Genomic DNA, 11,669 nt, shown 5'->3' with positions numbered 1-11,669 from the left:
AATGAAACGCATGTCGGCATGGGCGATGGCCCTTTCCCTGGTTTTGGGAGGCAATGCAGTGGCCCAACAAACAAAGCCGTTATCGGCCCAGGATTCCGACCCCAACACATTGGGCTGGATGCAGGGCTTTCCGCCTGCCGCCGACAAGACCATACGGTTTACTGACCCAGATTACTTCGGGTTTCCAAAGTTGCGCTGGACGGTCTGCCATTTTCGCGAGCTCATGCCCACTGTTGCGGTAGATAATGGCAGCAAGGGCGCTCGTCAGTTGGCCGTGACGCTCGACCCTTCGCTTGATGCAGTTAGCTTCACACCGCTGGGTACGAACAAAGCCATGACGTGGGCTCAGGCCTTTGATGCCAACTATACCGATGGCGTTATCGTTTTGCACCACGGGCGTGTCGTGTACGAACGTTACGCAGGCTGCCTTCATCAGAATACGCTGCATGGTGCTATGTCAGTAACCAAGTCGCTGACAGGGCTTATTGGCGAAGTGCTGGTTGCCGAAGGCAAGCTGAACCCAGCGGCTCTCGTTGGCGATCTTATTCCTGAACTGAAGAAAAGAGCGTTTGGCGATGCAACCGTGCGGCAAGTTATGGATATGACAACTGCGCTTGATTATTCGGAAGACTATGCAGACCCCGAAGCGGAGGTGTGGACGTACGCCGAAGCGGGAAGCCCATTACCCAAGCCTAAAGACTATGTGGGCCCGCGCAGTTACTTCGAGTTTTTGCAGACGGTTACAAAAAGCGGTACTCATGGAAAGGCCTTTGCTTACAAAACCATCAACGCCGACGCCTTGGGTTGGCTGATTGCCCGTGCTACAGGTCATTCAGTTGCCGAGGTATTGGCTGAACGTATCTGGAGTCGTATCGGCACCGATCGCGAGGCCTTCTATACCGTAGACTCTATCGGCACACCCTTTGCAGGCGGCGGGTTTAACGCCACGTTGCGCGATATGGCACGCGTCGGGCAACTTATGCTCGATAGCGGCAAATTGAACGGAGAACAGATAGTACCCAAAGCCGCCATTAACGCCATCCGACACGGAGGTGATGTCAAGAAGTTTGAGGCGGCGGGTTATGAACTATTGCCAAACTGGCGCTACAGCAGCATGTGGTGGGTCAGCGGTAATGACCACGAAGCTTATGCTGCACGGGGCGTACACGGCCAGACCATCTGGATAGACCCGAAAGCCGACATGGTCATCGCGCGCTTTGCCTCGCACCCTGTGGCGGCCAATGCGGGAAGTGATCCCACCTCTTTACCCGCCTTTCAGGCCGTTGCCGAGCATTTGATGGCGAGCGATGCTGCATCGTCATCGGCCCAGAAGCAATAAATGCTGGTATTAAGACGCCAAACGCAAAGCAACGCCAATCTCGGCGAGCGAGTGGCGCTGCATACGCCTAAAGCAGACCTTGGGAGGGCTTATTAAGCCTAAGGGCACACTATTATTGCCCTGCGGGTCGCTACTTTGTTGCGTTTTCTATTTTTGCGCCGGCTTCACTAACGGCGTTGTCCAGCTTTTTGCCGGCTTTTTCGGCAGGCCCTTCTTTTTGGCAGGCTGCCAATGACAACGTCAGCATTGCGGCTGCCACCGCTACAACAACCTGTTTTGCACGACTATTCATTTAACTCTCCATGAAATAATAAGAATGCAAGCATAGCCGGAAATCTGGGTGGTTGTCATGTAACGCGGTGGTTAACGCCATTGGGTCGGCGTTGAGCACAGTTTGCCTGCATAATAATACGACAGTAGACACTTTAGCTGAGGCAAGATGACAGCACAGTTACGCAAGTTTCTTAATCAACTCGGGGATACCTTTTGGCTGGTCCCGGGGGTAATGGTGCTTGGGGGCATACTTTTGGCCCTGGGCCTTTTGGCCGTTGACAGGCAAGACATCTTGCCAACCTGGCTGATCGAGAACAACTGGTTATATAACGGCGGGGGAACGGGTGCGCGTACCTTGCTCGGTGCGATTGCTTCGTCAACCATTGGGGTGGCCGGCACGGTGTTCTCGATTACCATCGCGGCCTTGTCGCTGGCAGCAGGCCAGATGGGCCCGCGTCTGCTTCGAAATTTTACGCAAGACCGCGGGGTGCAGCTTACGTTGGGTGTGTATTTGGGCACATTTTCGTACGCCCTAATGGTGCTCAGAAGCGTCAGAACCCAGGAGGAAGGTGCCTTTACGCCTCATCTTGCCCTATCCGTGGGCATTATTTTTGCCTTTATTTGTGTCGCCATACTGGTTTATTTTGTTTCACACATGGCCAACCGCATCAACGTTGATACGGTTGTAGAACTCGTCAGTGACGACATCAGGTGGGCCATGGATCGTCTGGTTACCGACCAGGCACAAGCCACTGCGCCAGACGCGTCGTTTTGGGCAAACGCAACCCCAATCGTTGACGCACGACGAGGTTATTTGCAGCAACTATCAGAAGAAGAGCTGGCAGGCTGGGCCGCCGAACAAGGCACGGCCATTCGCTTGCTGGTGCGACGGGGCGACTATGTTTTTCCTGGCGCGCCTATAGCCGTCATGACTGTGCAGGTGCCTGATGCTGAAGCAGCGGTGCGTCGGGCAACTGCTTTGGGGCTTACTCGCGGCAGCGCCGGCGATGCAGAATACGCAGTGCGCCAGTTGGTCGAAGTGGCGGTGCGCGCATTGTCTCCCGGTATTAATGATCCGCATACCGCGATGAGCGTACTGGACAGACTAGGTGCAGCGCTATGCGAACTGGCCGGAAAAAACCTGCCCAGTGGCGTGACCCTTCATGAAGAGCAAGTTGCACTGGTGGTGCCCAACTTTACCTACGAAAGCCTGGTTGACGTCATGTTCAACATGATTCGGCAAAATGCAGCGGGCAGCACGGCGGTCTTGATCCGCATGCTCGACGTGCTGACCGCCGTTGTGGCCTGCGAGGCAGACGTGCCCCGCAGGGCAGTGCTGATGCGGCACGCCAATCTGGTGTGGACGGACGCGCAGCGCACCATACTTAACCTGTCAGACCGGGACGATGTCGGCCAGCGCTTTGCGCTATTCATGCGAACCATGGCACATGGCGCGCTGGGTGCCATCAATGCGCGCCCGCTCTCACAACCTGCTCTGCAGGAAAGCCCTGCGACTTCGCATAATCGAGCAGCTCCGTAACAATGTCTTTGTCTGCCTGCTTGTCGCGCGACAGCACCCACAGGTACTTGCGGTCAGGGGTGCCCACCAGAGAATAGTGGTAGTCATCACGAAGTTTCATGATCCAGTAGTCGCCCCAGACGAACGGCAACCAAGATGTCCAAGCGGGCGCAAACCGCACTTGCAATATTGCAGGGTCGCGTGGGTTTGCCGCTGTTGACAGTCGCCCTTCGCCTTGGGCAACCTCCGTGCTGCCGTCTGATGTGCGGCATTGATTGGTCACGAGTAGGGTGCTGTCGGGTCGCAGCACGTAATCGGCCTGTACGTCGCTAACGCACTGCTTCTGAAATCGGTTGGGTAAGCGTGCTTGCTCGTACCATGTGCCTGCATACTTATTTAGGTCAACGTCTTTTTCGGTAGTCAGGTTTGCATGGGGGGTGGCGCATCCGGCGAGCGTCACGATTAGTGATAACGCAGCAATTACTTTCATCGCCTTCTCCTTTTTGTCTGTTTGGAGAATAACGCGTTATGGCGGGGAACGCCGCGTTGTTGTAGGCACAAGTGGTGAGAGCGAGCTAGGTTAGTAATCAGGCACATACTAATCAGCTCTTGCGTCGGGGCCCGGGGAGTAGAATTCAATCACGATATGCGCTGCTTAATGTATAAGGCTGTTGCCGGCAGCATATCGTTTGTTTTGAGGAGAGCCATGTTTGAAATCGCTGCGCTGTGCCTGGTTATCACGGCCGTACTCGCCTATGTCAATCAGCGTTTCATAAAGCTGCCAACCACCATAGGTGTCATGGCCATCGCCTTGGCCATTTCCCTGTGTATTGTGATTGCAGCTTCTTTGGGGCTGGATCACGGGCTTAGGCGCTACGAAGTGTCTTTTCTTCAGTCGCTCGATTTTTCCGATGTCTTGATGCAGGGGATGTTGTCATTTCTCCTCTTTGCCGGCGCGCTGCACGTAGACCTTCGTGGGCTCTCGCGGTTTCGCTGGCAGGTGGGCTCGCTTGCACTGATCGGCACAGTGGCTTCCACGGTAATTGTTGGCTTGGCGGTTTGGTTAATACTGCCGCTGTTAGGGGTTCAGTTACCAATCATGTATTGCCTGCTCTTTGGCGCGCTGATTTCACCGACTGACCCGATTGCGGTCATGGGCATTCTTAAGCGTGCCAATGCACCAAAAAACCTTGAGGTGGTAATTGCTGGCGAGTCGTTGTTCAACGACGGGGTGAGTGTGGTGGTTTTTGCTTTGTTTCTTGGTGCCGCGACCACGGGCGTAATACCCGGTTGGGGCGAGGCCGCTGGGTTGCTGCTGCGCGAGGCGGGTGGTGGCATTGTGCTGGGCCTTGTGCTTGGCTATGTGGGTTTCCGCATGCTTAAAAGCATCGACCAGTATCAAGTAGAAGTGTTGTTGACACTTGCAATAGTAATGGGAGGCTATGCTCTGGCAAGGCGTCTGCACGTCTCTGGGCCTCTGGCAATGGTTGTTTGCGGTTTGCTAATAGGGAACAACGGCAGAGCGCTGGCGATGTCCGACGAAACACGCCGCTACGTCGATATGTTCTGGGAACTGGTTGACGAGATTCTTAATGCGGTCCTGTTCGTGCTGATAGGTCTTGAAGTGCTTTTGGTCACGTTTTCCATGCCGTTGCTGGCTGCAGGCTTGTGCGCGATTGTGGTGACCTTGCTTGGGCGATTTTTGACCGTTGGGCTTCCCATGCGTCTGGCACCACGATTCTTCAATCTTTCGGCCAATGCGTGGCGCGTACTTACATGGGGCGGTTTGCGTGGTGGTATCTCGGTTGCCCTTGCCTTGTCCATACCTCCAGGCCATGAACGCGAGGTGATACTAACGCTAACCTACTGCGTGGTTGTTTTTTCTATTTTGATTCAGGGGTTGACGGTGGAGAGGGTGGTTCGGACGTTATAACTCTACAGTGCGGGTTTTTGGGATATGGGTTGTATCAGCGACCATGACACCTTGCTGGCGTTTTCCAGTCCGCCAGACACCTCTCGAAGCCGATGCTGACCTTAGACTGCCAATTAGAATCCGTACAGTTTTTCAGGGTTAGTTACTAAGATTTTCTCGCGTACGGCAGTATCAGTCACCCAGATGGGTAGCTGGTTTCTTAGCTTGCCGGTATCAACCATGCGTGCAATGTGTACGTGAGGCCAATCGCTGCCCCACAAAGTCTGGTCTGGGGCCGCATTTACCAAGCTTTGTGCCCAGGATGTCAGATCGTTGCTCGTGTAGATATTGTTGCTGATACGATAGGCACCCGAAAGCTTTACCCACCAGCCATGTTCTTGCAGCATATACCGTAGTGCTTGATAGCCTTTTGAGGATTGGCCCTCGGTAACAGGCATATGCCCCATATGGTCGAACACACCGGGCACGGGTAGCTTTTCCATGTGAGGAAGTAGTTCTGGCAACTGTCGCACATCCATCAGAAATTGCATGTGCCAGCCCATGTCTTTTATTCGGTGGGCGATACGTGTCATGTCTTTGAAGCCGACACCGCCTTTGAAGAGTACGTTGATTCTTACCCCTCTGACGCCAGCTTCGTGCATGGCAACCAGCTCTGCGTCGCTGATGTCGGGACTGACCACAGCAACGCCTCTCAGCTTCTCGCGATTTCGCTTCAGAACATCAAGCATGTAGCGGTTGTCGGTGCCATAAACGCTAATTTGTACGAGAACGCCTCGGGTCATGCCTTGGGCTTTCAGCATTTGCAGATAGGCAGTTTCTGGCGCAGGCGGAGGTGTGTAGCTGCGTTCTGGTACAAATGGAAAGTGCTTGCTGTTCGCTGAAACGACATGGGCGTGTGTGTCGCAGGAACCCCATGGGATATCGAAAGCGGGCGGTTCTTGATCGATCAACGGCGGAAGACAGAGGTGTGACGCCATACTTACGGTGTACTCAGGGCGTCAGTGGACGGCTTGAGAAGGCCCCAGTCCCGTGCCCAGTCCAAACCGGCATCGGTTAGGCCTTGAGGGATATACTCACAGCCCACCCAGCCGGCGAAGCCGAGAGATTGCAACAGCTCAAGCAGATAGCGATAATTAATTTCACCATGCGTTGGTTCGTGGCGCCCTGGAACCCCCGCGATTTGCACATATTCGATGTCATGGAAATGGCGCTGAATCAATGCTGCGAGGTTGCCCTGCTCCATTTGTGTATGGTAAAGGTCGAGCTGCAGACCGACGTTGGTATGGCCAGCGCTTTTTAATACTTGCAGCCGTTCTAATGCCTGCTCAACACGTGTCAGTGAGTACGCAGGCAGCATTTGTCGGCTAAGAGGCTCGAGCAAAAGCATTAGCCCATTCGCATCGAAAAGCGTAGCCGCATAGTTGAGGTTGCTGTGCAGTGTTTCTGCTACCAGACGCTCATCAGCATCTTGAGGCAGGTTGCCGGTGAGCACATGCACGTTAGTGCATTGCGTGACGTGGGCGTATTCCACAGCTTCGTGCAAGCTCTGTTTGAACGCGTTTTCACGGCCGGGCAAAGCGGCAAGACCTCGTTCGCCGTCAGTATAATTACCCGGCGGCGCATTTAAAACTGATAGCGTTAGCCCCCATGCCCGAAGCTCCTTAGCCAGGTCATGGGCCGAAAATGCGTATGGATACATAACTTCCACAGCGCTAAACCCTGAACTTGCAGCGGCGCCTACGCGCTCCAAAAACGGTAGTTCAGGATAAAGAAGCGAAATATTGGCTGAGAGAAGAAGCATGACCTATCAGTTCATCTTTACGTTGGCTTCTTTGGCAATCCTGTGCCATTTTTTGAGTTCGTCAGCGGCGAACTGCTGCCCTTGTTCAAGCGAGTCGTTGACAACATCAGCGCCAAGCTGTTCGATCTTATCGCTAACAGGCTTGCGTTTCAGGGCGGTCTGCGCGGCATCGTGCAATTGTTTCATCAGGCCGTCGGGTGTACCGTTTGGCGCGAGCAGTGCCCACCATGATGACGTGACAAAATCCGGATAGCCCTGTTCTGCTACGGTCGGCACATCGGGCAATTGATCCCAGCGTTTTTCCGAAGTGACGGCCAACACTTTGAGCTTACCGTCTTTGATCATATTCATAGAAGACAGCGGCTGATCAACCATAAAATCTACGCGTCCAGAAACGAGGTCGGGGTAGGCGGCTGCACTTCCCTTGTAAGGCACGCTGACCATTTTGGTTGACGACATTGATTCCAACCACTTGGCATTGAGCAAGTGCATGGTGGCGCCAGTTGCATAAGCAACATTTTCTTGCTTTTCGGCCGCCTTAGTGATCAGATCTTTGATTGAATTGATGGGGGAGTTGGCAGGCGCCAAAAATACGTTGGGTGATGATGCAACCACGGCCACGGTTGAAAAATCGTCGGCGGACGAATACGGCAGCTCGCTGAAAATTGCTGGGTTGATGGCATACACACTGGTCGTCACCATCATGAGCGTGCGACCATCGGGCTTGGCGTTCTTAAGATCTCTTGCAGCGATGAAGCCCTCTGCTCCTGGCTTATTTTCGACAACAATAGTCCTGTCCAGTATGTCTCCCATCTCTTTGGCCATCAGGCGCGCAAGAATGTCAGTGGAGCCACCGGCTGAAAAAGGCACCAGCATGCGCAGCGGGCCATCAGGTAATGCTTGAGCAAACACGGGCGCTGCGGCGGTGCCTGAAATCAACAATGTGCAGATGAGTCGCTTGATCATGTTCGGTCTCCAGTTGTCGTATTGCGGGCGATGTGTTCACAAAGCGCGTTGGTACATTCTTCGGGAACAATGTGCTGGATCATGTGATACGTTGTACTTACATGCGCCAGCGTGAGGTCGCGAACATTGCGCTCCAGCGTCAGTCGCTGTTCGTCATTTGCTATTGCGCCGTTCTGAGGAAAAAGACAAAGCATGGGTGCGGTGATTTTGGGAAGATAGGGTGTTGCATTAGCATCGAGTGCGAACTGGGCCAACGCAGCAAGTACTTCGGTGCCTGTCTTCTCGACGGTATCCGTGTACCAGGTTAGAAAGCCAGGGTTCATGTCGGGCGGAAAACGCGTTGAGGCGTTCGTGCGGTCCAGCCATTCTCTTGCGCCCAGGTTGCGCACAGCGTCAGGCCATGACGCTTCGCCGAGCGCATACCCGACGCGTGCACCTTCAGAAATGAAGACGGGGCCCGAAACGTTCGTGAGGGTCTGCACACGGTCGGGGTAGCGTCCGGCAGTGGCAAGCCCCACTAGCCCGCCTATGGACTCACCTGCGTAATGAAACTTATCGACGCCGAGCGCGTCGGCAATCGCGATCACATCATCGCTCAGTGTTTCAAGCGTGAAGCCCGTGTCCAGATCGAACTCACGGCCTGACTGTCCGTGGCCTCTAAGGTCAGGGCACACGACCCGGAACTGACGGCTTAGGCGTGGAACCCATTGGTACCAGAACGCGCTATTGCGTCCATAACCGTGCTGCAAAAAGAGATATGGAGCGTCGGTCCATGGGTCAGTGTAGTCACAGAGGGTGTAATGAAGCGAGGGCCGCTCGTCACGAGTGATAGTGGGCATAGTGGTCACAGAAAGAGGGTGGGCGCTATCGGAAGAAAGGCAGTCTCGATGCGCGATGTTGTCATAGTACGAACTGAGTTATCATTCGTCCAATATATTGAACGTATTGTGTGATACTTATTAAATATGGAACTCAGGCATTTACGGTATTTCTGTGCGGTCGCGCAAGAGCTGCACTTTACACGGGCGGCGGAGAGGCTAGGTATTGGGCAACCACCGCTCAGCATGCAGATTCAGCAGCTGGAAAGAGAACTGGGCGTTATTCTGCTGCTGCGTGGGCGTCGAGGTGTTGAACTTACGGAAGCCGGCCTCGCGTTTCGAGAAGAAGCTCTGCGCGTATTAAGTGCCGCAGAGCGCGCTGTTGAGACGGCCAGACGCATAGGAAATAGCGAGATCGACAAACTCACCATAGGTTTCACAGTGTCGGCCAGCATTCATCCTTTTGTGCCGAGGGTCATTCAGGCCAGCAGAGAGCGTTATCCCACCGTAGAGATCGTTCTGTTACAACGAACCACCAATGAGCTTGTTGCTGCAATACGTGACAAGCAGATCGACGTTGCATTCATTCGGTCACCGGCACCCGAAGCACCAGGCGTACAGGTCGAGACACTTTTGCATGAGCCTTTGATCGCCGCGCTGCCAAGCTCTCATCGACTTGCTCAGCGCCAGACAATAAGTCTCAGAGATCTGAGCGGCGAGCCGTTCATCTTTTACCCGCGTAAAGTCGGCACAGGCATTTATGATGCGGTAGTTCATGCATGCCAGAGTTGCGGGTTTGTGCCTGAGGTGCGGTTCGAAGTCCCGCAGATGACGTCAGTAATTACCTTTGTCGCGGCAGGCATGGGGGTGTCACTTGTGCCTGAAACGATGCGTCAATTGAGGGCGGAGGGTGTTACCTATGTATCCATTGCTGATGAGGAAGTACCGCAGGCCTACCTGGCCGTTGCGTTCAATAAGCGGGCGCTTTCCATGGCTTTAAGTCGTTTTATTACCGGGGTACGTGAGTTTGCGGTTGGGTATGAGCAATAGCCCGCTGCTAAATAAAGGTTTGTTGAACGGGCACCGAGGGCTGGGGCGCGTTTAATTGCAGCAGATGATAGTCCCATTTATTGGGTCAGGCAATCTTAACTTGTATTGTTATAAGTACATCTATACAATTCAAGCATTGACCCAAAACTGTCTTATCGAGGAGCCTCGCATGGCGGCACAGACATTAGCTCAGAAACTGATTGCACGAGCCTGTCAGCGTGAAACGGTCGCGGTGGGCGAAATCGTGACGTGTGACGTGGACTTAGCCATGTTTCACGACTCCAGTGGCCCTCGTCGTCTGAAGCCCATGCTCGAGAAAATGAACGCGCAGATCTGGGATAAGTCCAAGGTCGTTCTGGTCATGGATCACTATGTACCCGAAGAAGATGATGATTCGCGTCGCATCTTGAAAATCGCCCGTGACTGGGCGCGCGAGCAGCAGCTCCCGCATGTATACGACTCCATCGGTATTTGTCATGTGGTGCTTCCTCAAAAAGGGCATTTGCGGCCTGGCATGTTCTGTGTCGGTGGCGATTCGCACTCGCCTACGGGAGGCGCGTTTGGTACCTATATGTTTGGCATTGGCAGCACAGAAATGCTGGGTGTGGTCGTAACCGGAAAAATCTGGGTGAAAACACCCACAACGATTTCCATGCAGTGGTCAGGGCGCCTGACGCCCGGGGTGACGGCCAAAGACATGATGCTGCACATGATTGGTCTGTATGGCACGAACGGCGCGAATTACGGCGCTGTTGAATTCTCCGGTAGTGCGGTTTCTGCCTTGCCGATGCAAGAGCGAATGACGCTGTCCAACATGAGTGCAGAATTGGGTGCTCAGGCCGGTTTGATTGCACCGGATCAAACGACAATGGATTATCTGCGCGCAATAGGTGTCGACATCGAGATTGATCTGAACCACTGGAAAACTGATGAAGACGCAGACCGTGAAATTCGGACGTTCGATGCTTCACAGCTTGCTCCTATGGTGGCTGCGCCCCATAGCCCCGAAAACGTACATTCGGTTGAAGATTTTAACGATATAGATATCCAGATAGCGTATATCGGCGCGTGTACCGGCGCCAAGCTCGAAGACTTACGTGCAGCGGCTCAGGTTCTGAAAGGGCAGCGGGTCGATCCGCGTGTGCGGCTCATGGTGGCGCCTGCGACCATGCGCGACCAGCAAGATGCACAAAAAGAAGGAATTATGGATATCTTGGTTGGGGCGGGGGCACAGGTTTTTGCAACGTCTTGTGGGGCCTGTTCAGGCTACGGAAATGCGCTGGCCGGTGCCTCCAATGTTATCTCCAGCACAGCACGCAACTTCAAAGGCCGTATGGGTTCGGTGGATACCAATGTGTACCTGGCTTCGCCCTACACAGTGGCTGCTTCGGCATTGACAGGCCGTATCGCCGATCCACGAGCTATTTTGGCGGAGGCTAAATAATGGAACGTCACCGAGTCTGGCGTGTCGGCGAAAATGTTGACACCGACGCGCTTGCGCCTGGCGCATACATGAAGCTGGACTTGCCTGAAATGGCCGGTCATTGCCTGGAAGCCCGTTATCCGGGGCTCGCTGCCGCATTTCGCCCTGGTGATGTAATCGTTGCCGGGCCAGGTTTTGGCATTGGGTCGTCGCGTGAACAAGCCGTTGGCGTGCTGGTGCAGCTTGGTGTGAAGGCTGTCATTGCCCCTTCGTTCAGCGGCCTGTACTTTCGCAATGCATTTAACCTCGGTTTGCTTGCTATTGTTTGTCCAGAGGCCGAGCTCATCGCTGAAGGCAGCTACATAGAAATAGACACCGAGAAGTCGGTGCTCTGCGTGCACGGTGGGGAGAACGCGGGTGACGCCTCGCCCCGAATACTCGATTGCGACAGCATCCCTTCGTTTCTTGTTGAAATGGTGGCTGCAGGTGGTTTGCTGGCGCAATTGCAGCGCAAACTCGCCGCGTCTTAATTCATACTGCCGCACTT

Annotated in this window: 12 protein-coding genes; 6 read left to right on the top strand and 6 right to left on the bottom strand. The window is 54.2% G+C overall.

The features are described from left to right. Position 1: 1 nt before the first annotated feature. On the top strand, positions 2–1,339 hold the full coding sequence (locus FQ179_RS11325) for a serine hydrolase (RefSeq protein WP_149397396.1): 1,338 nt from the start codon (positions 2–4) through the stop codon (positions 1,337–1,339). A gap of 130 nt (positions 1,340–1,469) precedes the next feature. Here the strand turns inward: FQ179_RS11325 and FQ179_RS22300 are convergent, their stop codons facing one another. Then, entirely contained in the window at positions 1,470–1,631 is a 162-nt protein-coding gene (locus tag FQ179_RS22300; RefSeq protein ID WP_180119966.1) for a hypothetical protein, read from the bottom strand. Between the two features lie 147 nt (positions 1,632–1,778). On the opposite strand from FQ179_RS22300, the gene FQ179_RS11320 reads away from it, so the two are divergent. Then, positions 1,779–3,152, top strand: a complete 1,374-nt coding sequence (locus FQ179_RS11320; RefSeq protein ID WP_149397395.1) for a DUF2254 domain-containing protein — start codon at positions 1,779–1,781, stop codon at positions 3,150–3,152. On the opposite strand, the gene FQ179_RS11315 is transcribed toward FQ179_RS11320, so the two are convergent. Further along, positions 3,079–3,621, bottom strand: a complete 543-nt coding sequence (locus FQ179_RS11315; protein WP_149397394.1) for a lipocalin family protein — start codon at positions 3,619–3,621, stop codon at positions 3,079–3,081. The two genes, FQ179_RS11320 and FQ179_RS11315, sit on opposite strands and share 74 nt — an antisense overlap. Before the next feature lie 216 nt (positions 3,622–3,837). Here FQ179_RS11315 and FQ179_RS11310 point away from each other — a divergent pair, with 216 nt between their 5' ends. Then, the gene (locus tag FQ179_RS11310) at positions 3,838–5,064 is read left to right on the top strand and encodes a sodium:proton antiporter (protein ID WP_149397393.1); all 1,227 of its coding nucleotides are present in this window, start codon (positions 3,838–3,840) and stop codon (positions 5,062–5,064) included. 113 nt (positions 5,065–5,177) lie between these two features. Here FQ179_RS11310 and FQ179_RS11305 read toward each other — a convergent pair whose 3' ends face one another. From FQ179_RS11305 to FQ179_RS11290, 4 genes are read right to left on the bottom strand one after another with little or no spacing between them, the layout of a single operon-like run. Then, positions 5,178–6,041 (bottom strand): amidohydrolase, encoded by an 864-nt coding sequence (locus tag FQ179_RS11305; protein ID WP_149397392.1) that lies wholly within the window; start codon positions 6,039–6,041, stop codon positions 5,178–5,180. 2 nt (positions 6,042–6,043) lie between these two features. Then, positions 6,044–6,865 carry a hydroxypyruvate isomerase family protein gene (locus FQ179_RS11300; protein ID WP_149397391.1) on the bottom strand — a complete coding sequence of 274 codons (822 nt, stop codon included), beginning with the start codon at positions 6,863–6,865 and terminating at the stop codon, positions 6,044–6,046. Between the two features lie 6 nt (positions 6,866–6,871). Beyond that, positions 6,872–7,831, bottom strand: a complete 960-nt coding sequence (locus FQ179_RS11295) for a tripartite tricarboxylate transporter substrate binding protein (protein ID WP_149397390.1) — start codon at positions 7,829–7,831, stop codon at positions 6,872–6,874. Then, on the bottom strand, positions 7,828–8,670 hold the full coding sequence (locus tag FQ179_RS11290) for an alpha/beta fold hydrolase (protein ID WP_149397389.1): 843 nt from the start codon (positions 8,668–8,670) through the stop codon (positions 7,828–7,830). The genes FQ179_RS11295 and FQ179_RS11290 overlap by 4 nt, the downstream gene beginning before the upstream one ends. Before the next feature lie 126 nt (positions 8,671–8,796). Between FQ179_RS11290 and FQ179_RS11285 the strand changes: the two genes are divergently transcribed. From FQ179_RS11285 to FQ179_RS11275, 3 genes are all read left to right on the top strand, one after another. Continuing rightward, the gene (locus FQ179_RS11285) at positions 8,797–9,699 is read left to right on the top strand and encodes a LysR family transcriptional regulator (protein ID WP_149397388.1); all 903 of its coding nucleotides are present in this window, start codon (positions 8,797–8,799) and stop codon (positions 9,697–9,699) included. Positions 9,700–9,868: 169 nt separating this feature from the next. After that, entirely contained in the window at positions 9,869–11,143 is a 1,275-nt protein-coding gene (locus FQ179_RS11280; RefSeq protein WP_149397387.1) for a 3-isopropylmalate dehydratase large subunit, read from the top strand. After that, complete coding sequence (locus FQ179_RS11275; protein ID WP_255474980.1) at positions 11,140–11,652, top strand: 3-isopropylmalate dehydratase; 513 nt, start codon at positions 11,140–11,142, stop codon at positions 11,650–11,652. The genes FQ179_RS11280 and FQ179_RS11275 overlap by 4 nt, the downstream gene beginning before the upstream one ends. Positions 11,653–11,669: the final 17 nt, after the last annotated feature.

Origin of the sequence: Pusillimonas sp. ANT_WB101 (assembly GCF_008369125.1) — a bacterium.
Taxonomy (GTDB): domain Bacteria; phylum Pseudomonadota; class Gammaproteobacteria; order Burkholderiales; family Burkholderiaceae_B; genus Allopusillimonas.
This window is presented reverse-complemented; position numbering and strand designations above follow the sequence as displayed.